The sequence below is a fragment of the Streptomyces sp. NPDC045021 genome (assembly GCF_056432645.1).
Genome location: NZ_JBWKIQ010000017.1, coordinates 93,652 through 116,959, shown reverse-complemented (window position 1 = coordinate 116,959; position 23,308 = coordinate 93,652). Strand labels below are relative to the sequence as shown.

Sequence of the window (23,308 nt, the reverse complement as noted above, 5' to 3'; positions counted from 1 at the left end):
TAGGTATGACCGATATAAAGGCCAGGGGTCCCCAGGGGGGCGGGCCTTTAGCAGGGCCCTACTGGCAGCCGCAGGAGGCCCGGACGACGAGCCGGGACGGGAACTGCCGCAGCCGGTCGCGGCGCGAGCCGTTGACGCGCAGCGAGTCGTCCAGGACGAGGTCCACCGCGGCGCGGGCCATCGCTTCGCGGTCCGAGGCGACCGTGGTGAGCGGCGGGTCGGTGAGGGCCGCTTCCTTCACGTCGTCGAAGCCGGCGACGGCCAGCCCGCCGGGGACGTCGATCCGCAGCTCGCGGGCGGCGCGCAGCACGCCGATCGCCTGGTCGTCGGTGGCGCAGAAGATGGCGGGCGGCCGGTCCGGGCCGGCGAGCAGCCCGAGGGCGACCTGGTAGGCGTCGTAGCGGTTGTAGGGGGCCTGGAAGAGCCGGCCCTCGATGGAACGGCCGGATTCCCGCATGGCCCGCCGCCAGCCTTCGACGTGGTCGGTGACGGGGTCACCCAGGACCGGGGTCTTCTCGGTTCCGCCCAGGCACGCCACGTATTCGTGGCCGTGTTCCAGCAGGTGGCGGGTGGCGAGCTGTGCTCCGCCGATGTCGTCCGTGACGACCGCGTACTCGTCGATCGCCTCGGGTCGCTCGTGCAGCAGGACGATACGGGCGTCCCACGCCTCTATCTCAGCGGCGGCGTTCGCGCTGGGGCCCTGGCTGATCAGGATCAGCCCGGAGACCCGCATCCCGAGGAACGCGCGGAGGTAGTGGATCTCGCGGTCGTCCAGATAGTCGGAGTTCCCGACGAGGACCATTTTTCCGCGGTCGGAGGCCGCCTGCTCGACCGCGTGCGCCATCTCGCCGAAGAACGGCTGACGGGCATCGGGGACGATCAGGCCTATGAGGTCCGTGCGGCGGCTGGCCATCGCCTGGGCCACACGGTCCGGGCGATAACCGAGCTGCGCGATGGCCGCCTGCACCCGCTCGCGGGTGGCCGGGGCGACCGGCCGGGGTCCGTTGTTGATGACATAGCTGACGACGGCGGTGGACGTACCCGCCAGCCTGGCCACATCGTCACGCGTCACCTTTGCCACGGGCCGCAGTCTACGCGGGTCCACCCCGTCCGTTACGCGGATCGGTCGGCGCCCGCACGTGCTCGGGCCTGAGCCTGGGCCTGGGCTTGCGCCTGAGCCTGGGCCTGCGCCTTCGCGGCTTCCTCGGCGGCCCGCTCGACCTTTTCCGGGGTGACGAAGCGGTAGCCGACATTCCGGACGGTGCCGATCAGCGACTCGTGCTCGGGGCCGAGCTTCGCGCGCAGTCGCCGGACGTGCACATCGACCGTCCGGGTGCCGCCGAAGTAGTCGTATCCCCAGACCTCCTGCAGCAGCTGGGCGCGGGTGAAGACCCGGCCCGGGTGCTGTGCGAGGTATTTGATCAGCTCGAATTCCTTGAAGGTCAGATCCAGCACCCGGCCCTTGAGCTTCGCGCTGTACGTCGCCTCGTCGACCGACAGGTCGCCGTTGCGGATCTCCATCGGGCTGTCGTCGACGCCGATCTGCTGGCGGCCCATCGCGAGCCGCAGCCGTGCCTCGACCTCGGCCGGCCCGGCCGTGTCAAGAAGAACGTCGTCGATGCCCCAGTCGGCGGTGACGGCGGCGAGGCCGCCCTCGGTGACGACCAGGACCAGCGGACAGCCGGGGCCGGTGGAGCGGAGCAGCTGGCACAGCGAGCGGACCTGGGGCAGGTCGCGGCGGCCGTCGATCAGGATGACGTCGGCGCCCGGGGTGTCCACCAGTGCCGGTCCCTCGGCCGGAGCCACGCGGACGCTGTGGAGCAGCAGCCCGAGCGCGGGAAGTACTTCGGTGGACGGCTGGAGCGCGTTCGTCAGGAGCAGGAGAGAGCTCACCGTCGGCTCCCATCGGTCGTCCGGTACTGCTGCTGCACACTTTGCTTGCCCATTTGCGAACCCTCCTCGGTCCCTGCGAGGACGTACCTGGTGAAGCGGTGTCTCAGAAAGCGATATCTCAATAGGTGGACAGAAAAACTGGTTCAGAAAGCACGAAAGGACCCGGGGGCGACGCTGCCCGGATCCTCTTCCCCAGGAGAATAGCCCACATGGAGAGCCTCGGTGAGTCCCTGAACGGGCCTTTGTGTGTTTCATCGATCACTTCGGGTGGTCGGCGTGCGGTTCTGTTGACGGAGGACGGCGTACGAATCGAGGCCGAACACCGGCCGTCGGACGGCGGAACCTCCGGCGCCGGGAACCCGGCGTACGAAGGCTGCGCGATCGTTGTCGCGCACGGTTTCTCCGGGGCTCTGGAGCGCCCCGCGATCCGCCGGGCGGCTGAGGTGTTCGCCGAGTTCGCGGGCGTGATCACCTTCTCCTTCCGGGGCCACGGCGGCTCCGGCGGCCGGTCCACCGTCGGTGATCTGGAGGTTCTCGACCTCGATGCGGCGGTGGGGTGGGCGCGACGCCTGGGGTACCGGCGGGTGGTCACGGTCGGCTTCTCGATGGGCGGATCCGTCGTGCTGCGGCATGCGGCGCGACCTGTGGAGGCACCGTCCGCCGGACGGCTGGGCGGCGTTCCCGACGCGGTCGTCTCGGTGAGCGCCCCGGCCCGCTGGTACTACCGGGGGACGGCGCCGATGCGCCGGCTGCACTGGGTGGTCACCCGGCCCACCGGGCGGCTTGTCTCACGCCTCGGACTCGGGACCAGGATCCACCCGCACGAGTGGGACCCCGTCCCGCTCTCGCCGATCGAGTCCGCGGCTCTGATCGCGCCGACGCCGCTGCTGATCGTGCACGGCGACCGGGACGCGTATTTTCCGCTCGACCACCCCCGGTCGCTGGCGGGCGCGGCCGGCGAAGCGGCTGAGCTGTGGATCGAGCCCGGGTTTGGCCACGCGGAGAACGCGGCCGACGACGCTCTGCTGCGCCGGGTCGGCGGCTGGCTCGGCACGGTCTGACCGGCTCGCGCCGGGGCTCACATCCGGGGTCCCGGGCGGGTGTCATCATGGACGGCGGCTGTACCTCGCAGGAGCCGCAGGGACCTGCGGGACCGCAATGACAACGACAAGGAGCCGCTATGGCGGCAAGCGACATTCCGGTGACGCCCGCCCTAGGCGCCGGCACGATCCGCTACTGGGCCGCGGCCAAGGCAGCGGCCGGCACGGCCGAGGAGCCGTACCGCGCCGCCACGCTGGCCGAGGCGCTCGCCGCCGCGCGGGAACTGCACGCGCGGCAGCCGGAGTTCGCTCGCGTGCTGCTGCGGTGCTCGTTCCTGGTCGACGGCGACCCCGTCGGGACGCGGGACCACGCGATGGTGGCCCTGGCCGACGGCGGCACCGTCGAGGTCCTTCCTCCGTTCGCGGGTGGGTGACATGACCTCCTCCGACTGGGACCAGAACCCGAACCAGAACTCGCATCAGAACCAGAACCCGGGCCAGAACCCGAGCGCGTACGAGCCGTACGACCCGTACGCGGCCGGGCAGCCGCAGGCGCACCCCGGGCCGATGCCGCCGGCGGAGCCGGTGTGGCCGGACCAGGTGTCCGGCGCCCAGCACGGCCGGCAGTACGGCGGCAGCCATGCGGCGCCCGGCTACGACGCTCCCGCGCAGCAGCCGTACGGCGACCAGCACGGCGTCCCACCGGCCCAGTACGACCAGTACGGGCAGTACCCGCCGTACGACCCGGCGGCCGAGGGCGATCACACCGCCGTGCTGCCGGCCATCGACGACTTCGTCCCGTCCCAGCCCGCGCAGCCCGCCCCGGAGCCCGCTCCCACCGAGCCGCGCGCCGGTGGCAGGCGGGCGGCCCGCGGCCGGGCCGCGGCGCCGGCCGCCGCGGGGCAGCGCACCGGGTCGCCGATCATCGCGCCCGGGATGCAGCCGGCCGCGCTGACCGCCGTTCTCGCCCTGCTGATCGCGGGCGGGGCCGTCGTCGGCCGTCCGGGGCTCGCGCTCGTCGTCGCCGTCCTGCAGGCCGTCACCGCCGCCGGTTGGTTCCGGCTGAACGGCATGTGGCCGGCCCGGCAGGGCATCATGCTGGCCTTCCTGGCCGGCGTCACGGCGGACATCGCGCTGCTCGCGACGGGCGGCGACAACGTCCCCGCCGTGGTCGTCGGCACGCTGGGGACCTGGCTGCTGCTGGTCCTCGTGCTGCAGATGCGCCACCGCGGGACGACGGACGAGCGGCTGTCCTCGCTGACGGCCACCTCCGCGTCGACGCTGATGACCGTCCTGGCCACCGGCTTCCTCGCGGTCGCCTGGACACCCGGCGGCAGCGATCCGGTGGTGGTCGGCGCGGTCGCCGTCGCCGTCGCGACACTCGCCCGCGCCCTGCCGCTGCCCGGCGCCGCCTCCGTCGCGGTGGCGGTGCTCGCCGCCGCCGGCAGCGGCATCGTCACCGGCCGGCTGACCGACCTCGGCACCCAGGGCGCCCTGCTGGGCCTGGCCGCCGGTGCCTGCGCCGTCATCGGGCTGCGCGTCGCCAGCTACGACTTCCCGTCGCGCTTCGTCCACTTCACCGCGGGCGTCGCGCTCCCCCTGACGGCCGCGGCTCCCGTCGTGTACGTACTGGGCCGGGTGCTCACGGGCTGACATGTAGCTGAACGCCACGGCGACGGAACGCCGTTGGCCCGGAACGCCGTGGGGGGCGGAATCCGGGCCCCGGCCCCGGGCGGGCCGCTGTCACAACCTCACGACAAACGACAGCGGTCCCCCCGGGTGCCGGGGGCGGGCGGGTTAGGGTCGGTCGATCACGCCGGAACCGGGGGAGAGCCATGCGAGCCGCACGAATACTCCTGATCGTCCTCGTCGTTCTCGGCGGGCTGTTCGTCGCGGCAGATCGCATCGCGGTGTCGGTGGCCCAGGACAAGGCGGCCGAGCGCGCGCAGCTGACCCAGGGTCTGAGCTCGAAGCCCGAGATCTCGATAAAGGGTTTCCCGTTCCTGACGCAGGTCGCCTCGGACAAGCTCGATGACGTCAGCATCACCGCGCACGACATCCAGGCGGGCACCGGCGCCGAGCGGCTGCGGATCGACAGTTTCACCGCCGACCTGCGCGGGGTGAACCTCTCCGGCAACTATCAGCGGGCGGTCGCCGACACGGCGGACGGCTCGGCGTTCATCACCTACGCGGACCTGTCGGCCGCCGCGCCTCCGGGCGTGACGGTGGCGTACGGGGGCGAGAGCAAGGACGGCAAGGGCAGGGTCAAGGTGACCGGCAGTGTGACGATGCCGCTGATCGGGACGGTCAAGCGCAGCGTGACCAGTGTGATCAGCGTCGAGCACGGCGACACGGTGCGGCTGCACGCCGACGCGATCCCGGGCGCCGACACCATCCCCGGCCTCGACAAGCTGATCCGCGAGAAGATCGACTTCACGCGGAGCCTGGTGGGGCTGCCCACCGGCATCAAGGTGCAGTCGGTCGTGACGACCCCGAGCGGCATCTCGGTGGCGGCGTCCGGAACGAACGTCGTTCTCGCGGGCTGAGACGGCGGCGTCCGCACCTCAGTCAGAAATCGCCGGTCGAACGCCGTCCGGGCGTGCCGCGTAAGGCCCGACCCTTTGCACGTCCCAGTATTCGGACAATCTTGTCTCGCTATATGACACCCTGGTGACACTTTCGGGGAGGTTTCCCTACGATCGGGGTCATGAAGCGACAGGCGGATCTCACGAAGCGGCGGGCAGTCGACCTGTGCCGCGTCGCCGCCAGTCTCTGTCGCATGCCATAGGGGCGGCAGCCTTCTACGTACCGGACCAGGCCCGACCGCCGTCCGTGTGCGCCTGCCTCCCCGGCGTTTCTCTCACATTCTGCGCAATGTCGCGCCCCGTCTTGGCGCATCCGTACTGCCCCGGAGGAGAACAAAATGAGCCGCAGTGACGTCCTCGTGGACGCCGATTGGGTCCAGGACCACATCGACGACCCCAAGGTGGTAATCGTCGAGGTCGACGAGGACACCTCGGCCTACGAGAAGAACCACATCCGTAACGCCGTGCGTATCGACTGGAAGTCCGACCTGCAGGACCCGGTCCGCCGTGACTTCGTCGACCAGGCCGGGTTCGAGGCCCTGCTGTCGGCCAAGGGCATCGGCAACGACGACACCGTGGTCCTCTACGGCGGCAACAACAACTGGTTCGCCTCCTACGCGTACTGGTACTTCAAGCTCTACGGCCACGACAGCGTCAAGCTGCTCGACGGCGGCCGCAAGAAGTGGGAGCTCGACTCCCGCGACCTGGTCGTCGAGGTCCCCGTCCGGGCCACGACCTCGTACAAGGCCAAGGAGCAGGACACCTCGATCCGCGCGTACCGTGACGACGCCGTCGCCGCGATCGGCACCCTGAACCTGGTCGACGTCCGCTCGCCCGACGAGTTCTCGGGCAAGCTGCTCGCCCCGGCCCACCTCCCGCAGGAGCAGTCGCAGCGCCCGGGTCACATCCCGACCGCCCGCAACATCCCGTGGTCGAAGAACGCCAACGACGACGGCACCTTCAAGTCCGACGAAGAGCTGACCAAGCTCTACCAGGACGAGAACGTCGACCTGGCGAAGGACACCATCGCGTACTGCCGTATCGGTGAGCGCTCCGCGCTCACCTGGTTCGTGCTGCACGAGCTGCTCGACCAGGCCAACGTCAAGAACTACGACGGCTCGTGGACCGAGTACGGCTCCCTCGTCGGCGTCCCGATCGAGCTCGGCGCCAACGCCTGAGTCCGGTTTCAGACCCGTTCCAGACCACCCCTCAAAGGATCAGACATGTGTGGAGCAAAGGCCGGCGGCCCGGACTTGGCAGGAGTTGACGTGGCGAGCGAGACGATCATTCAGGGTTCTGTGACCCGCGACGGAGAGCCCATCAGCGGCTACGTCCGTCTGCTCGACGGCGGGGGCGAGTTCACCGCGGAGGTCCCGACCTCGGCGACCGGACAGTTCCGCTTCTTCGCGGCTCCCGGCACTTGGACGCTGCGCGCCCTCGTCCCGGGCGCGACGGTGGACCGTACGGTCGTGGCCCAGCAGGGCGCGGCGGCCGACGTGGCCATCGCCGTCTGAGTCACGGCCGTCGAGCCGTCCCCCGACGGCGACGACTGCCTGACTGACTGAACGGCCGAAGGGCCGCACACCTGGGTTGGACGCTCCCTCCTCGCCCCCTACGGCGAGGAGGGGCCCGGGTTGCGGCCCTTCGTGCTGCCTGTTTGCGCTGCTCGGACGTACCGTGGAGCTATGTACGCGCGCCGGCGTCGCCACTGGTATTTCGCCATGATGGGCAGCTGCATCCTGCTGTTCGTCCTGGCGTGGGCGGTGGTGCGCCTGTGGTCGGTGCCGGCCGCCGTCGGGATGTGCGTGGTCGCGATGGTGATCCCGCCGTTCGCCGCCATCGTGGGAAACCGGCGCGAGCCCGGCGACTTCTGGGACGACCCGGCCGACAGCTGGCTGGAGGACGAGCCGGCCGACGACTCCTGGATCCGGGACGAGGAGGCGGCGAAGGCGAAAGCGGCCGGAAAGCGGCCGGACGACGGGGACGGGAAGGTGTAGGTCCGTGGGGGACCTGCGGGGAGCTACGACCTGACCTAGTAGACGAGCGCCTGGACGCCGTCGGCCATGACTTCCTGCACGAAGACCTGCGCCCCCGCGATCCGTACGCCCTCGATGACGTCCTTCTCCCCGATGTCCCGGCGGGCCGCGCACTGCGTGCACAGGGTGATGCCGCCGCCGGCGAGGATTCCGTCGATCAGGTCCGGCAGCGGTGCTGCGTGCGGGAGTTCGAACTCCGCGGCACGGCCGGGCAGCGCGAACCACGCGGACTCACCGGTGAGCCACAGCGAGACCTCCACGCCACTGGCCACCGCGACCGCCGCCACCGTGAACGCCTGCGAGCAGCGCTCGGGCGCGTCCGCGCCCGCTGTCACCTTGATCACGAGCTTCTTCGCCATGGGCACAGGCTAGCGCTCTCCCACCAGCACCATTGGCCCCGCCTGTGTCTCATCTCACGGTAAAAGAATTGGGGGCCCGACGTGTCGACTGGACATAATGCGGTTCCACTCACGATGCGACACGCGTGCGAGTGATGAGTTTGTGCCCGGGGGGGCTTCCTGTGGAACCTGTACGCCGTCGAGGCGCCGTCATGGCGGTTTCCGCGGGAATCGGAATGCTCGCGCTGATCGGTGTGACCGCCGGGATCGTGGTGACGCTCGGCTCCTCGTCCGGCCACGCCGACGAGGGCGCCCCGTCGTCCTCGCCGACCGTTTCGGCGACGGGCTCGCCGACCGGTGCCGCGACGGGCTCCCCGAGCGCCGATCCGTCCGCGGCGGCCACGTCCGCCGTCAAGGGCCAGGTCAGCCACGGCACGCACACCGGTGACCTGCGCTTCTTCCTGCTCGCGCCGCCCGCGGGCGCCGAGATCTACGGTGACGAGGCGGGCAGCCCGCTCTCCGCGGCCGACCTCGCGAGCGGTTCGAACGACGAAGCGGCCATGAAACGCGCGCTGGACCGCTACGGCTTCACGTCCGGCGCCTACCGCACGTATCTCACCGCGGGCGGAGGGGCGGAGGTCACCGTCAAGCTCAGCCACTTCACCGACGCCGGTTCGGCCGCCGCGTACTACGACGCCCACTACTACGAGGGCGACAAGCTCACCCTGACCGGCGACTATCCGGCCCGCGCCTACCACCTGAAGTCCGGCTCCGAGGAGAGCACGGACTCCCTGCTGGCCATCTCGTACCAGGGCGATGTGAACATCACCATCACCGTGACCGGCGGCACGACCCCGGATCCGAAGCTGCTCCAGAACCTGCTCGACGCGGAGTACCAGCGCCTCAAGACCGGCCGCTGAGCCCGCCCTTCTTTCTTCCTTTTTCTCGTACCACCCACGTGGAGATCACCATGTCCGAGGACACCCCTGCGCCTGAGCCCGCTCCCGAGCCACCACCGGAACCGCCGGTCGAGCCGACACCGGCCGAGGCGGAACCGCCAGTAGAGCTGCCGGCCGAGGCGCAACTGCCGGTCGAGCCGCAGCCGGAGCAGCCGGAGCGCAAGCCGCGCCGCCGTGGCCGCACGACGCTGCTGATCGCCGTCGCGGCCGTCCTCGGCGTCCTCGCGGGCGCCGGCACCGGCTACAAGATCCAGCAGGACCGCCCGGAAACCCCGCTCCCGCCGCTCGCCCAGCCCAAGTTGGTCCAGCCGGCAGGCGCCGCCGCCCCGACGGCCCCGCTCACCGCCGCCGACGACCACCTCGTGAAGACGGACGGTGACCTGCGGACGCTGCTCCTGGAGCGGCCGAAGGGCGCGAAGGAGTCGGACACCGGGGAGGGCGAGGACGGCTGGATGTCGCTCGCCGAGTACGCGGACACCTTCAAAGAGCCGGACCACATGTTCAAGGAGATGAGCACCAACGAGTACCGGCGTGGCGCGGTCACCGCCTGGAGCAGTGCCAACCACACCGATTCCAGTATCTGGTTGCTGCAGTTCCGCGACCGGATGCAGCCGTACGCCGTCGACATGCTGCAGGGCCAACAGGAGTACATGGCGGACGACGAACACGCGGGCAACAGCGGGACGGCCATTCCCGGTGACTCGGACGGTCATGTGTGGGTGTACTCCAAGCCTTGGACGAAGGAGGGCTACGAGCCGATGTACAGGGCACGCGGCCTCGCCCGACGCGGTGACATCGTCATGGACGTCTGGATCTTCTCGTCGAAGCCCATCAGCACCACCACCATCCTGGATGTTTCCAAGCGGCAGTTGGAGCGACTGTGAGCGACGAGGAGAACCCCGTGGTCCCCGCGCCGGAGCCCGCTGCACCTGAGGCGGAGCCCGAAGCGGTGCCGGTGCCGGAGACCGAAGTGGCGCCCGCTCCCAAAGCGCGCCGCGGCCTGGCGCTCGGCATCGCCGCCGCGCTCGTCGCCGTGGCAGCTGGTGGCGGTATCGGCTACGCCGTACTGCACCATGACGACTCGGCGGACAAGAAGACCTCCGCCGCGCCCTGGAAGGCCCCCGCCCCGGCCAAGACCGGTGAGTTCGGCGCGAAGTCCGGCGGCAGCCACTACGGCCGCCTCGGCAAGCTGCTGCTCCCGATGCCCGGCGCCTACGAACCCGGCCCTGACGTCCGTGAGTTCGGCAACGACGTCGAGCTCGATGGCAAGCAGGCGGTGTCGATGATGAAGAGCAGTGTCAGCCAGCTGCCGAAGAAGAACCGCAAAGCGGTCGAGAAGGCCATCGACGAACTGCACCTGCAGGGCGCGGGCATGCGGACGTATCGCTCCGGGGACGGTGACTACGTCATCGAGATCCAGATCGTGCAGATGAAGAACAAGCAGGCCGCGGCCGATCGTACCCAGTATTTCGACGAGTTCACGAAGGCCCTCGGGATCTTCCGCAACGGTCCGAAGATCGCGGGTCACGACAAGGCGCGCTGCGTGCTGCCGCCGACCGAGCCCGGCGAGAAGCTCGACGCGATGACCTGCCAGGCCACCGAGGGCGACCTGCTGGTGACGATGAGCGTGACCGGCACCGTGCCGCTGCACAAGACCGAAGCGGCGGAACTGCTCAAGCAGCAGCTCGACCGCATCCAGGACCCGGGGGTGTCGGCATGACCGACCAGTCGATCGTGCCGCAGGACGAGAAGCCGCAGGACGAGAAGCCGCAGGACTTGGAGCCCACGCCCGAGCCCGTCTCCGAGCCCACTCCCGGCCCCCAGCCCGAACCGGCTGCCGAGGTCCTTCCGCCGCTGCCGCCGTTCCCCGCCGCCCCGCCGCAGATCTACCCCTGGGGCGCCCCCGTGCTGCCCGTCGAACCGAAGAAGCCGCGCCGCGCGCTCCGTGCGGTGCTGCGCTGGACGTCGGCCGTGCTGGTCTTCGGCGCGCTCGGCGGCGGCGTCGCCTACGGCGTCACGCAGCCCGAGCGCACCAGGATCCCGGGACTGGAGACGCCCGACGACGGCCGCTGGATCTACCAGCCGCTCGCCCTGCCCAAGCTGCCCGCGGGCAAGCCGGCCGCCCTGGACGAACCGCTCAACCCCGGTGGCCGCCACTACGCGGATGTCCGGTCGCTCCTGCTGCCCGCGCCCGAGGGTGCCAAGCCCGACCCGGCTTTCCCCGGTGCGAAGGGCTGGCTGCCCGCCGACGGCTATCTGAAGCTGTTCGACCGGGACGGCAAGGCGCCGCAGGGCAGGTTCCTCACTCAGGAGGGACTGCGCCACATCGCGGCCCGCGCCTGGACCATGCCGGACGGCACGCGCGCCGAGATCTACCTGCTCCAGTTCTCCAGCGTGGCGTACACCACGCGCTACCACCTCGCTACGGACGGCGGCCGCCTGGCGCTGGCGCCCACCATGCAGACCGATCTGGATTCCGCGCTGGTGGAACGCGAGGGCGCATCGGTCGTGAACGCCTTCGAGGGGAAGGGGCCGTCGAGCGGGCTCCAGGTGCGTTACGCGTACATCTCCGCGGGCGACACGCTCGGCGTCGTCGTCCTGTCCCACAAGGGCTCGGTGCCCCTGGTGCCGTTCCGGCAGACGATCACGCTGCAGGCCCAGCTGCTCGGCTGAACAGCTGATGCTCCCGACCCGCCACGGCCACGGGGACGCACCTCACAGCGCCGTCCCCGTGGCCGCCGACTAGACTCGTCCCCGGTCCATTACCGCTTGCCTGCCCGAGGAGCACACTCGTGCGTATTGAGTACATCTTCGACGCCTTGCTCGTCCTGGTCTGCCTCGGCGTCGCCGCGTTCTCCGTCTTCGCGGTGTTGAAGCTGTACCAGGGCCAGCGCTGACCTCGGCCGCACGGACAACGGAACAGGGCACCACACCATGATCGAGATCCCGTCCGACCTTCACCCGGACCTCGTCCCGCTCGTCTTCCTCCTCGGCAGGTGGGAGGGCGCGGGCGTGTACGACTTTCCCGGCGCCGAGAAGTGCAACTTCGGGCAGGAGGTGACGTTCAGCCACGACGGCCGCTCCTTCCTGGAGTACACCTCGCACACCTGGGTGCTGGACGCCGAGGGCAAGAAGCTGCGCCCGCTGGAGAGCGAGAGCGGCTTCTGGCGGATCGACAAGGACCGCAAGGTCGATGTCACCGTCACCCGTGACGAGGGCGTCATCGAGATCTGGACCGGCGAGCTGGCCGACCAGAAGCCGCAGATCGACATCGTCACGGACGCTGTCGCGCGGCTGCCGGAAGCCCCGGAGTACTCCGGTGGCAAGCGGCTCTACGGCTACGTCAACAGCGACCTGATGTGGGTCGGCGAGAAGGCCACCCCGGCCGTGACGCTGCGCCCGTACATGTCCGCGCACCTGAAGAAGGTCGTCGACCCGCGTGAGTGGGCGAAGGACCTCAAGGATCTCCCCGACGACGGGATCGCCTTCTTCAAGTAGGACCTGCCGCCGGAACGGGCAGGACCTGCCCGTCACGAGCCGGGCCTGCCATCGGAACAAGCAGGACCGGCCGTCGGAACCCTGGCCCGGACGCTCGCGGCGGCCGGGGTCCGCAGCCCTACACTGGGGGCTGTGGTGACCACCGACTGGAAGAGCGATCTGCGGCAGCGCGGCTACCGGCTGACCCCGCAGCGGCAGCTTGTCCTGGAGGCCGTGGACGCTCTGGAGCACGCGACTCCTGACGAGCTGCTCACCGAGGTCCGCAGAACCGCCTCCGGCATCAACATCTCCACGGTCTACCGGACGCTGGAGCTGCTGGAGGAGCTCGGCCTGGTCAGCCACGCCCATCTCGGACACGGCGCCCCGACGTACCACCTCGCGGACCGGCACCACCACATGCACCTGGTGTGCCGGGACTGCGGCTCCGTCATCGAGGCCGAGGTGGCGCTCGCCGCGCCGCTCACCGAGGGGCTGCGCGAGGCGTTCGGCTTCGAGACGGACATGAAGCACTTCGCGATCTTCGGCCGCTGCTCCGCCTGCACCGCAAAGGCTTCCGCCGCCGAGTCGTAGGCTTATCGCCATGACTGTCATGCCGAAGAGTCCACTGCTGTCGCTTCCCGGTGCCGTCCCCGCAGAGGGGCCGGACGAGGGTGTCGCCGGACACTACGGCGACCTGTTCCGTGAACAGCGGGCGCTCGCCGACGGGACGGGCTTCGTGGACCTCTCGCACCGCGGTGTCCTGACCGTCAGCGGCGAGGACCGTCTCGCCTGGCTGCATCTGCTCATCACCCAGCACGTCGAGCAGCTCCCCGCCCACCACGCCACCGAGGCCCTTGTCCTGACGGCGCACGGCCACATCGAGCACGCGCTCTACCTCGTGGACGACGGCACGACGACCTGGATCCACGTCGAGCCGGGCACCCAGGGCGCGCTGCTCGCGTACCTGGAGAGCATGAAGTTCTTCTACAAGGTCGAGGCGGTCGACGCTACGGAGCAGTACGCGATCGTCTATCTGCCCGCAGGCGCCATCACGGCCGTCCCGGAGGGCTGGGCCGTCCGCGAGACCCCGCACGGCCGGGACGTCTTCGTCCCGCGTGACCAGCTGGAGTCCTTCGCGGCCGGCGCCGGCCGGCCGATCGGGTCTCTGTCGCTGGAGGCGCTGCGGATCGAGGCGCACCGGCCGCGGCTGGGCCTGGAGACCGACCACCGCACCATTCCGCACGAGCTGGGCTGGCTGGAGACCGCCGTCCACCTGCAGAAGGGCTGCTACCGGGGCCAGGAGACGGTCGCCCGCGTGCACAACCTGGGCAAGCCCCCGCGCCGCCTGGTCTTCCTGCACCTGGACGGCAGCGAGGTGAAGCTCCCGCCGCACGGCTCCCCGGTCCGGATCGCCTCCGAGGGGGAGGACAGCCGCCAGATCGGCTTCATCACGTCCTCCGCCCGGCACTGGGAGCTGGGTCCGATCGCGCTGGCCCTGGTGAAGCGCAACACGGCCGTCGACGCGACGCTGCTGGCCGACACGACGGTCGCGTCGCAGGAGATCGTCGTCGCGCCGTAGCCGGCGCGGCTACCGGGATCAGATGTCGATCACGATGGTGAACGGGCCGTCGTTCGTCAGCGAGACCTTCATGTCCGCGCCGAACCGGCCCGTTTCCACGCCCGCACCCAGCGCGCGCAGCTGCGCCACCACCTCGTCGACGAGCGGCTCGGCGATCTCGCCCGGCGCGGCGGCGTTCCAGGTGGGGCGGCGCCCCTTACGGGCGTCACCGTAAAGCGTGAACTGGCTGATGACGAGCAGCGGGCCGCCGATGTCCGAGCAGGACTTCTCGTCCGGCAGGATGCGCAGGCTCCACAACTTGCGGGCCAGCTGGGCCGCCTTCTCCGGGGTGTCCTCGTGCGTCACCCCCACCAGAACGCACAATCCGGGTCCGGTGATCGACCCGACCGTCTCTCCGCCGACCACGACACTCGCTTCACTGACCCGTTGGGCAACCGCTCGCATGGGGCCATTGTCCCGTGCATGTGCCAACACCACTCGCACGGGTGAGGGGGCGCACGCGACCGCAGGTCGTACGCCCGGTTGGACGCCAAGCACGCCCGCCGTCGGGGCCGTTCGGGTGCAGAGTCGCTGCGGGGTGTCTGTGGGCAGTGGGACCATCGGAACCTGGGCGGCTCCGGCCGCGACGAGGGGACGACAAGGCATGACCACACCCGGCGCTGGAGAGACATCCGGTACCACCGCACCGATCGCACCGACCGTGCCCGTCGAGAAAGGCCATCACATGCTGAAGGCCGACGCACTGGGGCCGCGGCCCCCGGGTCCGCGCAGCCCGCTCGCCGCGGACACCCCGGAGCCCGAGATGGGGGCCCTGGGCCTCGGCACGCTGCGCACCCTGCGGCGCGACGCGCAGCAGGAGGAAGCGGACCTGTCGTACCTGCGCCGGCTGCTGCACGGCCGGATCGACATCCTGCGGGCGGAGCTGGGGCGCCGCACGGCGCCGGACGCGCCGCTGCTGGACCGGCTGCCGGAGATCCTGACCGACGCGCCGTCCTTGCACCGCTCCTCCGCCCGGCACGTGACGTTGGGCACGCCGCTCACCGAGCGGGTGCGCCGGCTCGCCGAGGAGATGCTCGCCGAGGTCGAGCTGTCGGACCTCGACGCCCGGACCGACCAGGACCTGCACGAGGGGATGGGGCGCCTCGTCCGCCACGAGCAGCAGGTCTCCCGGCGCCGGCAGACCCTGCAGCGGACCGTCGACGGCTGCAGCGCGGAGATCACCCGTAGGTACCGTGACGGGGAAGCGAGCGTGGACGACCTGCTTGCCGAGGGCTGACCGCCGTGACCGGACACCCGCCGCGGCAGGCCGGAGAGCAGGCGTGAGCGCGGGGGAGCGTCCCCATCCCGTGCTGGCGGAGGTCGTCCGGTCGGGCTTCGTGGAGGGGCTGCACCGCGGCTCGCTCGTCGTGCTGGACGCGGACGGCCGCGTCGGGCCGACGCTCGGCGATGTGACGTCGCCGATCTTCCCCCGGTCGTGCAACAAGCCGATGCAGGCCGCGGCGATGCTGCGGGCCGGGCTGGAGCTCGACGGCGAGCTGCTGGCGCTCGCCGCGGCCAGCCACTCGGGGGAGCCCTTCCACGTGGAGGGCGTCCGGAAGATCCTGGCGGGCGCGGGTCTGACGGAGTCCGCGCTGCGCAACCCTCCGGATCTGCCGCTGGACGCCGAGGCGGCGGAACGGTGGCAGCGGGAGGGCGGCGGGCGCGAACGGATCTTCATGAACTGTTCCGGCAAGCACGCCGCGATGCTCGCCGCCTGCGTGGTCAACGGCTGGCCCCTGGAGACGTATCCGGACCCCGGCCACCCGTTGCAGCGTCTGGTGCTGGATGTGCTGGGCGACCTGAGCGGGGAGCCGGTCGAGCGGGTGGGCATCGACGGCTGCGGGGCGCCGGTCGCGGCGCTGAGCCTCACGGGGCTGGCGCGCTCCTTCGCCCGCTGCGTCGGAGCGCCGCACGGCACGCCGGAACGGAAGGTCGCCGACGCGATGCGCGCCCACCCCGAGTACGTCGCGGGCACCCGGCGGTCGGACACCTGGCTGATGGCGGAAGTCCCGGGTGTGCTCTCCAAGGTGGGCGCCGAGGCGGTCCAGGCGGTGGCGTTCGAGGACGGCCGGGCCCTGGCGTTCAAGATCGACGACGGCGGCAAGCGGGCGCTGGGGCCGGTACTGGCAAGGGCATTGGAGCTGCTGGGAGTGGACTCCCCGGTGCTCGCCCGGATCGCCGATTCGCCGCTGCTGGGCGGGGGCGAACGGGTGGGTGAGGTGCGCGCGGTGTTCTGAGGGCCGGTTGCCGCCGCACGCCCGGCCGAGGGCGCGTCCAGGCCCCGTAGGAAGTCCGGACGAGCGCCGCCCGAGCCACCGTCGGAAGTCCTGACGAGTCCCCCCACGCGTCCGCCACCCCGCCCGCCGAAAATCCGGATGCGTCCCGTCCCGCCTCCACATACGTTCGGGGGATGAGCCCCGACCTCCACACCCTCGTCGAATCCGAGCTGCCGGAATGGCTGCGCGCGCTGAACAACGCGTTCCTGAGGCCGCCGACCATCACCGCGGAGGAGCTCGCGGCTCGCAGGCCGGGGATCGACCTGGACCGTACCCAGGGTGTGTTCGACGAGGGCCGCTGCGTGGCCACCTTCCGCAGCATGCCGCGTGAGCTGACCGTGCCGGGCGGCGGGCAGCTCGCCGCCAGTGCCATCACCAACGTCTCCGTCACCGCGACGCACCGCAGGCGCGGGCTGGCGACCCGCATGATGTCCCGCGACCTGACGGACGCCAAGGAGCGTGGCGAGGCGGTGGCGATCCTGATCGCCGCCGAGTACCCGATCTACGGCCGCTACGGCTTCGGCCCGGCGGTCTGGACGACCTCCTGGGACATCGACGTGCCCCGGGCCGGTCTCGACCGCCGCTGGGCGGGCCCCGCCGACGGCCGCGTCGACCTCATGACACCTGCGGAGATCCGCAAGATCGGCCCCGAACTCCATGAGCGCGTCCGGCGGCTGACGCCCGGCGCGATCAACCGCACCGACCGGTGGTGGGACTTGGACACCGGGCAGCTGACGTTCCCGTCCATCACCTGGAAGGAACCCTTCTACGCGGTGTACCGGGACGCCTCCGGCCGCGTCGACGGCCTGGCCACGTACAGGGTCAACGAGCACGAGTGGACCAACAAGTTCCCGACGATGACGCTGGCGACGGACCGGCTGATCGCGGTCTCCCCGGCCGCGGAGTCCGCGCTGTGGCGCTACCTGCTCTCCATCGACTGGATCACCGCACTGAACACCGGCTTCCGCGCCCCCGACGACATCGTGCCCCTGCTGCTCGGCGACCCGCGTGCCGCCAAGGTCGAGACGAACGCCGACTTCATGTGGCTCCGGGTGCTCGACACGCCCCGCGCCCTGGAGGCCCGCACCTACACCGGCGCCGATTCCCTCGTCCTGGACCTGCACGACAGCGCGGACCTGGCCGGCGGCCGCTTCCGCCTGGAGACGGACGCGAGCGGCAAAGCCCTCTGCACCCCGACCAGCGACGACGCCGACCTCTCCCTCGACATCGCCGAGCTGGGAACGCTCTACCTGGGCGACGAGTCCGTCCAGCGGCTGGCCGCCCTGGGCCGCATCACCGAGAACCACCCCGGAGCGGCCTCCCGAGCGGACCTTCTGTTCCGCACCCCCCGCCGCCCGTGGTGCATGGACGGCTTCTGACCACCGGGTCGCGGGTGTCTACTGCGCCATCAGGATCGCGATCCCGGTGAGCGCGATGCAGGTGTAGGTCGTGCCGCGGTCCTTCCGGTCGAGGGCCATCAGCCCGAAGACGATGGCCCACGCCGCGCCGTACCTCCACTGGACGAACTGCTCGAAAACGAATCCGAGAACGGGCATGACAGATCCCTCCTTCATGACGCTGGGTGGTGACAGAAGGCGGGTGGTGGCGGTATGTCCCGTACGTCGTTGGACGGTTGATGACGCTGACCCCCGTTGCGTCAACTTCGACAACTCGTTCGTCATGTCCCCGAAGTCGACTGAGCTACTGTCCTCCATTTTTCCCAGTTGAGTGAGATCCACAAACTCATGTCAGTCAACTCCCATAAGTTGATGGAGAGTTGTAGCCTGGAACGTATGACTCCGAGCAGTCCGGGGACCAATGGCGCGACGCCGCCCTTCCTGCGCATCGCGGCGGTACTACGTGCCGAGATGGACAGTGGTGTGCTGGCCGCAGGTGATCAGATCCCGACCCAGGCGGCGCTGAGCAGGCGGTTCGAGGTGTCCCGGGCGACCGTTCAACGGGCCCTGGACGAGCTCCGCAAGGACCAGTTCATCGACTCCCAGCGTGGCCGGGGCTCGTACGTCCTCGGCCGCGGGACCGCGGCACGCCCGGACCGCGAGGTCCGGGCGCAGTCGGGCCCCGGCCCGGCGGGGGTCGAGCTGGCCGAGCACGTCGAAGCCGCGTTCCAGCAGTCCCGGATCACCCTCGACTCGTTCTCGCTCACCGCCGAGACGCTGAACTCGGCGATGCAGGGCCCGCTCCGGCGCGTCCAGGCCGGAGAGATCGCCCCGGAGTCGGTGGCGGTACGGCTGCTCCTGCCGAACCCCGAAGCACTTCTGGCGGTGCCACGGCTGGTCGGTGATCCTGAGGACGGACGCCCGCTGGAGCGGCTGCGGCGGCTGGCGCAGGGCCACGCACTCAGCCTGCAGAGCTCGGTCGACCGGCTGGCGGACCTCCGGCTGGTGCCGGAGGTGTCCGTCGAGATCAGATCCGTGAAGATCACCCCGGTCAACAAGCTCTACCTGCTCAATGGGACGGAAGCGCTGTTCGGTCTCTACAAGGTCGTCGAGCGCACCGTGCCCTACCGGGGCGAGGACATGAACATCTACGACTTCCTGGGGCTCGGGGCGACGCTGTTCCACTACTCCGCGGGCGGCGACAGCCCCGATCCGTACAACACCGAATACGTGAAGCAGTCGCAGGAATGGTTCGATTCCATCTGGTCAACCATTGCCCAGCCGTTGAGACTCTTCGAGTGACCATCCGCGAACTCGTAGCCGCAGCGGGATGCGTGCTGTTCGATTTCGACGGTCCGCTGGCCAGCCTTTTCGGCAACCACAAGGCGCACGAGGTGGCCCGCGTTCTCCGGCGCAGCCTCGACAACTGGGGGCTGACACCACCGTTGAACGACCCGGACAACCCGCTCCAGGTGCTGCGGGACACGGCGCGGGCATACGAGGGAACCTCCGCGGCCCACCGGGTCGCCGAGCTGGACGAGATCCTCACCGCGGAGGAGGTCCGGGCCGCCGGCTCCGCCGTGCCGACCGAACACGCCTACGAGCTGGTCGTGTGGCTGGCCGAGCGGGGCACCAAGCTCGCCGTAACGACCAACAACTCGGCCGCCGCCGCTAATCTGTACCTCAGGCGCAAGGGGCTGGCCGAATTCTTCGGTGCCCATGTGCACGGGCGGCTCGGAGACACCCTCCTGATGAAGCCCGATCCGTCCTGCCTTAAAGAGGCGATGCGGACCACGGGCGCCCGGGCCGACGACTGCCTGATGCTCGGTGACTCGGTCGACGACTGCAGCGCGGCTCAAGGGGCCGGTGTCACGTTCCTTGGCTATGCGAAGGATGCCAGGAAGCAGCGGGAGCTGGAGGACGCCGGAGCCCGGCACATCACCGACGCGCTCGTGCACCTCTTCGACGACCGACGGCAACCGTAACCGTGGCTCGTTAAGTCCGTACGAGTAGACACAGTCAGACACAGTCTAGGAATCCGGTGACCACGACGACAGTGCCGAAGGTCGTATCCCGCACGGGAACGGACCCGGTGGAGGGCCCCTTTCCGGGCTACCACAATGTGACCTACGCGGTCAGGTTGGACGCCGTCTCCCGGCTGGGCCTGCGCTTCCGGCGGCTGAAGCTGCGCGAACCGAGGCCGGGGGTCTTCTGGTTCGATCTGCGGTGGTTCCCGTCCGAGGACCAGCTGATCCGCGCGCTCCAGGACCACATCCCGCAGATCCCGCCTGTCGCGTTCATCGACGAGCAGATGTCCGCCATCGCCTTCATCGAGGGCCGGACGCTGGGCAGTCTGCGGGGCGCGGGCGGCAGCAGAACGGTCCGGGCGGGATTTCTCGACCAGATCGAGGACCTTTTCCACCACCTCGCGGCGTGCGACACCTCCGGACTGCCGGAGGACCGGCTCAATCTCTGCACCTGTGACGACACGCCCGGAGCGGAGAGTTCCACCGGATTCCTGCGCCAGGTGGTGCACTTCACCCGCGAGCACGTCTACGCGCCGCACCGGGAGAGGTTCGCGGAACTGCTGGCCGATCTCGACGTCCGCGAGGACGCGCTGAGCGCTTTCGAGGCCGGCCTTCCGGAACTGACCCCGCGCCCGTCCCTGCTGCTCCACGGCGACCTGCACCGGGAGAACTTCATCGTGGACCACGCCGGCACGATGTGGACCATCGACTGGGAGCTGGCCCTGATCGGCGATCCGCTGTACGACCTGGCCACGCATCTGCACCTCATGCGCTATCCGCGAGCGCAGGAGCGCGAGATGATCGCGCGCTGGCGGCGGGCGGTGGGGGAGAAGGCCGCGCGGGGAGCCGAGGCGGATCTGCCGCACTATCTGGCGTACAAGCGCGTCCAGTCCGTCATCACGGACGTCATCCGTGGCGCGACGGGTCTGGGCGCCACCTGCGACTACGCGGAACTGGGCCGGGTGGCGGCGGTCGTCGTGCGCGCACTGCGAGCCGCGCGGGAGCCACTCGGCCTGGCGAAGATCCCGACCCGGGCGGCGGTCGAGGACGCGTTCACCGTCTGGCAGAAGCAGTACGGAGGCCAGGAGCCCGGCTGAACGTCGCCGGCACCGCCCGGGCACCGCCCCCGTCACTGCAGCCCGAGCGCCATCCACTTCGCCGGTTCGGTGAGGGGTTCGAAGCCGATCTTGGCGTAGACGCCGTGGGCGTCGGCGGTGGCGAGGAGGATGCGGCGCAGGCCCAAGGGGGCGAGGTGGTCGCGGACGGCGGTGACCAGGGCGACGCCGAGGCCTTTGCCGCGGGTGGCGGGGTCGACGTAGACGTCGCAGAGCCACGCGAAGGTGGTGTGGTCGGTGACGACACGGGCGTAGGCGAGCTGGGCACCCGAGGCGGTGTCGTACAGGCCGAAGTTGAGGGAGTTCGCGATGGCGCTGTCCTGCTTCTCGCGGCTCCGGCCCAGGGCCCAGTAGGCGTCCGTGGAGAGCCAGTGGTGGATGCGGGCGGCATCCAGCCGGGCCGGGTCCGTCGAGATCTCGTAAGCGTCGTCCATGGCGGGAGGCTGCCAGGCGCGGGGGCGCGGCGTCGACCCGTTATCCAAATCATTGCAGTGTTGCTTACCTATCAGGTGGAGAATTATTAACTGGACCTTGACTGTTGATGTGCGGCACGCTCGACGGTATGGATCTGGACCGGCCGCTCGGCGGCATTCACGTGCCCTTGATCACACCCTTCGACGCCGACGGGTCGGTGGCCGCCGCCGCGCTGGAAGGCCTCGCGCACAGCGCCCTCGACGCGGGCGCGGCCGGGCTCGTCGCGCTCGGCACCACGGCCGAGGCCGCGACGCTCGACGCGGCGGAGCGCGGCACGGTCACCGGGATCGTCGGCAGGGTGTGCCGGGAGCGCGGGGCCTGGCTGACGGTGGGCGCCGGGTCGAACGACACCCGGCGGTCGGGGGCGGAGCTGCGGGCGCTCGACGGCACCGGGGCGGCGGCCGCGCTCGTTCCCGTGCCGTACTTCACCCGGCCCTCCGAGGCCGGGGTGGTCGCGCACTTCGAGGCGCTGGCGGCCGAGAGCCCGGTGCCGCTCATCATCTACAACATTCCGTACCGCACCGGGCAGACCCTCGGGTTCGAGGCGCTGGTGCGGCTGGCCGCCATCCCCTGCGTCGTCGGGGTGAAGCACGCGGTCGGCTGCATCGACCAGGACACGGTGGCGCTGCTCGGCGCCGGCCTGCCCGGCTTCGCCGTCCTCGCGGGCGACGACGTCTTCGCCCCCGCGCTGCTCGCCCTCGGCGCGCCCGGCGCCGTGCTCGCCTCCGCGCACCTGGCGACCGAGCAGTGGGTGGAGCTGGCGAGGACCGGTGACCGAACGCTGGGACACCGGCTGGCGGCCCTCGCCGCCGCGGTGTTCACCGAGCCGAATCCGACCGTCATCAAGGCCGTGCTGCACGCCCACGGCCGCATCCCGGGACCCGACGTACGGCTGCCGCTGCTGCCGGCCGGCGGCCCATCGCTTGAGACGGCCCTCCGGGCATTCGACGCGGCGGGGGATACTCGGGTCCGTACGCACGCATTGATCGGAGAGGCGTCATGAGGATCGGAATCGTCGGAGCAACCGGCCAGGTGGGCGGAGTCATGCGCAAGGTGCTCGCCGAGCGCGCCTTCCCGGTGAAGGAGCTGAGGCTGTTCGCCTCGGCCCGTTCGGCCGGCAGCACGCTGCCATGGCAGGACGGCGAGATCGTCATCGAGGACGCCGCCACGGCCGACTACTCCGGGCTGGACATCGTCCTGTTCTCGGCCGGCGGCGCCGCGTCCAGGGCGCTGGCGCCCAAGGTCGCCGCGGCCGGTGCGGTCGTCATCGACAACTCCTCCGCCTGGCGGCTCGACCCCGAGGTCCCGCTGGTCGTGTCCGAGGTCAACCCGCACGCCATCGCGGACCGCCCCAAGGGCATCATCGCCAACCCGAACTGCACGACGATGGCCGTCATGCCGGTCCTGCGCCCGCTGCACGACGAGGCCGGCCTGACCGCGCTGATCGCCACCACCTACCAGGCCGTCTCCGGCTCCGGCGTGGCCGGCGTCGCCGAGCTCGACGGCCAGATCTGCAAGGTCGCCGACCGGGCCGCCGCACTCGCCTTCGGCGGCGAGAACGTCGAGCTGCCGGAGCCGGGCGTCTACGCCCGCCCGATCGCGTTCAACGTGCTGCCGCTGGCCGGCTCGATCGTCGACGACGGCAGCTTCGAGACCGACGAGGAGCAGAAGCTCCGCAACGAGAGCCGCAAGATCCTGGAGATCCCGGATCTGAAGGTCTCGGGCACCTGCGTGCGCGTGCCGGTCTTCACCGGGCACTCCCTGCAGGTCAACGTGCGCTTCGAGCGGCCGATCAGCGTCGAGCGCGCCTACGAGCTGCTCTCCGCCGCCCCCGGCGTCGAGCGCTCCGAGATCCCCACCCCGCTGCAGGCGGCCGGCCAGGACCCGACCTTCGTCGGCCGGATCCGCCGGGACGAGACCGTGGAGAACGGCCTCGCCCTCTTCTGCTCCAGCGACAACCTGCGCAAGGGCGCGGCCCTCAACGCCGTCCAGGTCGCGGAGCTGGTCGCCGCGGAACTGACCGCCGCGCGCTGAGCCCGGGCGCGGAAGGGCCGCTGAGCCCCGGCCGCGTAC

At 70.6% G+C, this 23,308-nt stretch carries 29 protein-coding genes; 23 read left to right on the top strand and 6 right to left on the bottom strand.

What is annotated here, in order from left to right; translation table 11 throughout:
- Positions 1-58 precede the first annotated feature (58 nt).
- Together AC07DC_RS36445 and AC07DC_RS36440 are read right to left on the bottom strand one after the other, a co-directional pair.
- Entirely contained in the window at positions 59-1,081 is a 1,023-nt protein-coding gene (locus AC07DC_RS36445; RefSeq protein WP_478918896.1) for a LacI family DNA-binding transcriptional regulator, read from the bottom strand.
- A 32-nt stretch (positions 1,082-1,113) separates the two neighbouring features.
- Positions 1,114-1,893: a response regulator transcription factor gene (locus AC07DC_RS36440; protein ID WP_478918895.1), complete on the bottom strand. Its 780-nt coding sequence runs from the start codon at positions 1,891-1,893 to the stop codon at positions 1,114-1,116.
- A 209-nt stretch (positions 1,894-2,102) separates the two neighbouring features.
- Here AC07DC_RS36440 and AC07DC_RS36435 point away from each other — a divergent pair, with 209 nt between their 5' ends.
- From AC07DC_RS36435 to AC07DC_RS36400, 8 genes are all read left to right on the top strand, one after another.
- The gene (locus tag AC07DC_RS36435) at positions 2,103-2,954 is read left to right on the top strand and encodes an alpha/beta fold hydrolase (RefSeq protein WP_478918893.1); all 852 of its coding nucleotides are present in this window, start codon (positions 2,103-2,105) and stop codon (positions 2,952-2,954) included.
- Positions 2,955-3,073: 119 nt separating this feature from the next.
- On the top strand, positions 3,074-3,367 hold the full coding sequence (locus tag AC07DC_RS36430; RefSeq protein WP_478918891.1) for a MoaD/ThiS family protein: 294 nt from the start codon (positions 3,074-3,076) through the stop codon (positions 3,365-3,367).
- Position 3,368: 1 nt separating this feature from the next.
- On the top strand, positions 3,369-4,586 hold the full coding sequence (locus tag AC07DC_RS36425) for a hypothetical protein (RefSeq protein ID WP_478918890.1): 1,218 nt from the start codon (positions 3,369-3,371) through the stop codon (positions 4,584-4,586).
- A 182-nt stretch (positions 4,587-4,768) separates the two neighbouring features.
- Positions 4,769-5,479, top strand: a complete 711-nt coding sequence (locus AC07DC_RS36420; protein ID WP_478918889.1) for an LmeA family phospholipid-binding protein — start codon at positions 4,769-4,771, stop codon at positions 5,477-5,479.
- A 161-nt stretch (positions 5,480-5,640) separates the two neighbouring features.
- Positions 5,641-5,721 (top strand): Ms5788A family Cys-rich leader peptide, encoded by an 81-nt coding sequence (locus tag AC07DC_RS36415; RefSeq protein WP_358789501.1) that lies wholly within the window; start codon positions 5,641-5,643, stop codon positions 5,719-5,721.
- Positions 5,722-5,856: 135 nt separating this feature from the next.
- Entirely contained in the window at positions 5,857-6,696 is an 840-nt protein-coding gene (locus AC07DC_RS36410; RefSeq protein ID WP_478918888.1) for a sulfurtransferase, read from the top strand.
- A gap of 45 nt (positions 6,697-6,741) precedes the next feature.
- Positions 6,742-7,032, top strand: a complete 291-nt coding sequence (locus AC07DC_RS36405; protein WP_138354054.1) for a DUF1416 domain-containing protein — start codon at positions 6,742-6,744, stop codon at positions 7,030-7,032.
- Between the two features lie 171 nt (positions 7,033-7,203).
- Positions 7,204-7,515, top strand: coding sequence for a DUF3099 domain-containing protein (locus AC07DC_RS36400; protein ID WP_478918886.1), 312 nt, complete (start codon positions 7,204-7,206; stop codon positions 7,513-7,515).
- A 35-nt stretch (positions 7,516-7,550) separates the two neighbouring features.
- Here AC07DC_RS36400 and AC07DC_RS36395 read toward each other — a convergent pair whose 3' ends face one another.
- On the bottom strand, positions 7,551-7,913 hold the full coding sequence (locus tag AC07DC_RS36395; RefSeq protein ID WP_138354056.1) for a DsrE family protein: 363 nt from the start codon (positions 7,911-7,913) through the stop codon (positions 7,551-7,553).
- A 191-nt stretch (positions 7,914-8,104) separates the two neighbouring features.
- On the opposite strand from AC07DC_RS36395, the gene AC07DC_RS36390 reads away from it, so the two are divergent.
- The 7 genes from AC07DC_RS36390 (at position 8,105) to ygfZ (ending at position 13,907) form a co-directional block, all read left to right on the top strand.
- Complete coding sequence (locus AC07DC_RS36390; protein WP_478918885.1) at positions 8,105-8,812, top strand: hypothetical protein; 708 nt, start codon at positions 8,105-8,107, stop codon at positions 8,810-8,812.
- Positions 8,813-8,862: 50 nt separating this feature from the next.
- Positions 8,863-9,735 (top strand): hypothetical protein, encoded by an 873-nt coding sequence (locus AC07DC_RS36385; protein ID WP_478918884.1) that lies wholly within the window; start codon positions 8,863-8,865, stop codon positions 9,733-9,735.
- Positions 9,732-10,571, top strand: a complete 840-nt coding sequence (locus tag AC07DC_RS36380; RefSeq protein WP_478918883.1) for a hypothetical protein — start codon at positions 9,732-9,734, stop codon at positions 10,569-10,571. The genes AC07DC_RS36385 and AC07DC_RS36380 overlap by 4 nt, the downstream gene beginning before the upstream one ends.
- Entirely contained in the window at positions 10,568-11,524 is a 957-nt protein-coding gene (locus AC07DC_RS36375) for a hypothetical protein (RefSeq protein WP_478918881.1), read from the top strand. The genes AC07DC_RS36380 and AC07DC_RS36375 overlap by 4 nt, the downstream gene beginning before the upstream one ends.
- Before the next feature lie 261 nt (positions 11,525-11,785).
- Entirely contained in the window at positions 11,786-12,349 is a 564-nt protein-coding gene (locus AC07DC_RS36370; protein ID WP_138354058.1) for a heme-binding beta-barrel domain-containing protein, read from the top strand.
- A 132-nt stretch (positions 12,350-12,481) separates the two neighbouring features.
- Positions 12,482-12,919: a Fur family transcriptional regulator gene (locus AC07DC_RS36365; protein ID WP_478918879.1), complete on the top strand. Its 438-nt coding sequence runs from the start codon at positions 12,482-12,484 to the stop codon at positions 12,917-12,919.
- Between the two features lie 19 nt (positions 12,920-12,938).
- Positions 12,939-13,907: a CAF17-like 4Fe-4S cluster assembly/insertion protein YgfZ gene (gene ygfZ, locus AC07DC_RS36360; protein ID WP_478918944.1), complete on the top strand. Its 969-nt coding sequence runs from the start codon at positions 12,939-12,941 to the stop codon at positions 13,905-13,907.
- An 18-nt stretch (positions 13,908-13,925) separates the two neighbouring features.
- Here the strand turns inward: ygfZ and dtd are convergent, their stop codons facing one another.
- Positions 13,926-14,351, bottom strand: a complete 426-nt coding sequence (dtd, locus tag AC07DC_RS36355) for a D-aminoacyl-tRNA deacylase (RefSeq protein WP_478918878.1) — start codon at positions 14,349-14,351, stop codon at positions 13,926-13,928.
- 199 nt (positions 14,352-14,550) lie between these two features.
- Between dtd and AC07DC_RS36350 the strand changes: the two genes are divergently transcribed.
- The 3 genes from AC07DC_RS36350 to AC07DC_RS36340 all read left to right on the top strand — a co-directional run bounded on the left by AC07DC_RS36350 (position 14,551) and on the right by AC07DC_RS36340 (position 17,601).
- Positions 14,551-15,183: an RsiG family protein gene (locus AC07DC_RS36350; protein ID WP_478918877.1), complete on the top strand. Its 633-nt coding sequence runs from the start codon at positions 14,551-14,553 to the stop codon at positions 15,181-15,183.
- A 43-nt stretch (positions 15,184-15,226) separates the two neighbouring features.
- The gene (locus AC07DC_RS36345; RefSeq protein ID WP_478918876.1) at positions 15,227-16,183 is read left to right on the top strand and encodes an asparaginase; all 957 of its coding nucleotides are present in this window, start codon (positions 15,227-15,229) and stop codon (positions 16,181-16,183) included.
- Positions 16,184-16,356: 173 nt separating this feature from the next.
- A complete protein-coding gene (locus tag AC07DC_RS36340; protein WP_478918874.1) occupies positions 16,357-17,601 on the top strand; it encodes a GNAT family N-acetyltransferase in 1,245 nt (414 codons plus the stop codon).
- 18 nt (positions 17,602-17,619) lie between these two features.
- On the opposite strand, the gene AC07DC_RS36335 is transcribed toward AC07DC_RS36340, so the two are convergent.
- A complete protein-coding gene (locus tag AC07DC_RS36335; RefSeq protein ID WP_478918873.1) occupies positions 17,620-17,778 on the bottom strand; it encodes a hypothetical protein in 159 nt (52 codons plus the stop codon).
- Between the two features lie 237 nt (positions 17,779-18,015).
- Between AC07DC_RS36335 and AC07DC_RS36330 the strand changes: the two genes are divergently transcribed.
- Genes AC07DC_RS36330 through AC07DC_RS36320 form a run of 3 tightly spaced genes read left to right on the top strand, consistent with a single transcriptional unit; the run spans position 18,016 to position 20,743 of the window.
- Entirely contained in the window at positions 18,016-18,921 is a 906-nt protein-coding gene (locus AC07DC_RS36330; RefSeq protein WP_478918871.1) for a GntR family transcriptional regulator, read from the top strand.
- On the top strand, positions 18,918-19,604 hold the full coding sequence (locus tag AC07DC_RS36325) for an HAD family hydrolase (RefSeq protein WP_478918869.1): 687 nt from the start codon (positions 18,918-18,920) through the stop codon (positions 19,602-19,604). The genes AC07DC_RS36330 and AC07DC_RS36325 overlap by 4 nt, the downstream gene beginning before the upstream one ends.
- 56 nt (positions 19,605-19,660) lie before the next feature.
- On the top strand, positions 19,661-20,743 hold the full coding sequence (locus AC07DC_RS36320; protein WP_478918868.1) for a phosphotransferase: 1,083 nt from the start codon (positions 19,661-19,663) through the stop codon (positions 20,741-20,743).
- A gap of 32 nt (positions 20,744-20,775) precedes the next feature.
- Here AC07DC_RS36320 and AC07DC_RS36315 read toward each other — a convergent pair whose 3' ends face one another.
- Positions 20,776-21,195 carry a GNAT family N-acetyltransferase gene (locus AC07DC_RS36315; RefSeq protein ID WP_478918866.1) on the bottom strand — a complete coding sequence of 140 codons (420 nt, stop codon included), beginning with the start codon at positions 21,193-21,195 and terminating at the stop codon, positions 20,776-20,778.
- Positions 21,196-21,323: 128 nt separating this feature from the next.
- Between AC07DC_RS36315 and AC07DC_RS36310 the strand changes: the two genes are divergently transcribed.
- On the top strand, positions 21,324-22,238 hold the full coding sequence (locus AC07DC_RS36310) for a dihydrodipicolinate synthase family protein (protein WP_478918865.1): 915 nt from the start codon (positions 21,324-21,326) through the stop codon (positions 22,236-22,238).
- Complete coding sequence (locus tag AC07DC_RS36305; RefSeq protein WP_478918863.1) at positions 22,235-23,269, top strand: aspartate-semialdehyde dehydrogenase; 1,035 nt, start codon at positions 22,235-22,237, stop codon at positions 23,267-23,269. The genes AC07DC_RS36310 and AC07DC_RS36305 overlap by 4 nt, the downstream gene beginning before the upstream one ends.
- The last annotated feature ends 39 nt before the right edge of the window (positions 23,270-23,308 follow it).

What these genes read in the sequence shown, in the direction of transcription:
- ygfZ (WP_478918944.1), top strand. Translation starts at nt 12,939, where the DNA reads ATGCCGAAGAGTCCACTGCTGTCGCTTCCCGGTGCCGTCCCCGCAGAG.
- AC07DC_RS36310 (WP_478918865.1), top strand. Translation starts at nt 21,324, where the DNA reads ATGGATCTGGACCGGCCGCTCGGCGGCATTCACGTGCCCTTGATCACA.
- AC07DC_RS36375 (WP_478918881.1), top strand. Translation starts at nt 10,568, where the DNA reads ATGACCGACCAGTCGATCGTGCCGCAGGACGAGAAGCCGCAGGACGAG.
- AC07DC_RS36410 (WP_478918888.1), top strand. Translation starts at nt 5,857, where the DNA reads ATGAGCCGCAGTGACGTCCTCGTGGACGCCGATTGGGTCCAGGACCAC.
- AC07DC_RS36330 (WP_478918871.1), top strand. Translation starts at nt 18,016, where the DNA reads ATGACTCCGAGCAGTCCGGGGACCAATGGCGCGACGCCGCCCTTCCTG.
- AC07DC_RS36390 (WP_478918885.1), top strand. Translation starts at nt 8,105, where the DNA reads ATGGCGGTTTCCGCGGGAATCGGAATGCTCGCGCTGATCGGTGTGACC.
- dtd (WP_478918878.1), bottom strand. Translation starts at nt 14,351, where the DNA reads ATGCGAGCGGTTGCCCAACGGGTCAGTGAAGCGAGTGTCGTGGTCGGC.
- AC07DC_RS36435 (WP_478918893.1), top strand. Translation starts at nt 2,103, where the DNA reads ATGGAGAGCCTCGGTGAGTCCCTGAACGGGCCTTTGTGTGTTTCATCG.
- AC07DC_RS36430 (WP_478918891.1), top strand. Translation starts at nt 3,074, where the DNA reads ATGGCGGCAAGCGACATTCCGGTGACGCCCGCCCTAGGCGCCGGCACG.
- AC07DC_RS36350 (WP_478918877.1), top strand. Translation starts at nt 14,551, where the DNA reads ATGACCACACCCGGCGCTGGAGAGACATCCGGTACCACCGCACCGATC.
- AC07DC_RS36405 (WP_138354054.1), top strand. Translation starts at nt 6,742, where the DNA reads ATGTGTGGAGCAAAGGCCGGCGGCCCGGACTTGGCAGGAGTTGACGTG.
- AC07DC_RS36395 (WP_138354056.1), bottom strand. Translation starts at nt 7,913, where the DNA reads ATGGCGAAGAAGCTCGTGATCAAGGTGACAGCGGGCGCGGACGCGCCC.
- AC07DC_RS36420 (WP_478918889.1), top strand. Translation starts at nt 4,769, where the DNA reads ATGCGAGCCGCACGAATACTCCTGATCGTCCTCGTCGTTCTCGGCGGG.
- AC07DC_RS36400 (WP_478918886.1), top strand. Translation starts at nt 7,204, where the DNA reads ATGTACGCGCGCCGGCGTCGCCACTGGTATTTCGCCATGATGGGCAGC.
- AC07DC_RS36305 (WP_478918863.1), top strand. Translation starts at nt 22,235, where the DNA reads ATGAGGATCGGAATCGTCGGAGCAACCGGCCAGGTGGGCGGAGTCATG.
- AC07DC_RS36385 (WP_478918884.1), top strand. Translation starts at nt 8,863, where the DNA reads ATGTCCGAGGACACCCCTGCGCCTGAGCCCGCTCCCGAGCCACCACCG.
- AC07DC_RS36425 (WP_478918890.1), top strand. Translation starts at nt 3,369, where the DNA reads ATGACCTCCTCCGACTGGGACCAGAACCCGAACCAGAACTCGCATCAG.
- AC07DC_RS36370 (WP_138354058.1), top strand. Translation starts at nt 11,786, where the DNA reads ATGATCGAGATCCCGTCCGACCTTCACCCGGACCTCGTCCCGCTCGTC.
- AC07DC_RS36335 (WP_478918873.1), bottom strand. Translation starts at nt 17,778, where the DNA reads ATGCCCGTTCTCGGATTCGTTTTCGAGCAGTTCGTCCAGTGGAGGTAC.
- AC07DC_RS36315 (WP_478918866.1), bottom strand. Translation starts at nt 21,195, where the DNA reads ATGGACGACGCTTACGAGATCTCGACGGACCCGGCCCGGCTGGATGCC.
- AC07DC_RS36340 (WP_478918874.1), top strand. Translation starts at nt 16,357, where the DNA reads ATGAGCCCCGACCTCCACACCCTCGTCGAATCCGAGCTGCCGGAATGG.
- AC07DC_RS36415 (WP_358789501.1), top strand. Translation starts at nt 5,641, where the DNA reads ATGAAGCGACAGGCGGATCTCACGAAGCGGCGGGCAGTCGACCTGTGC.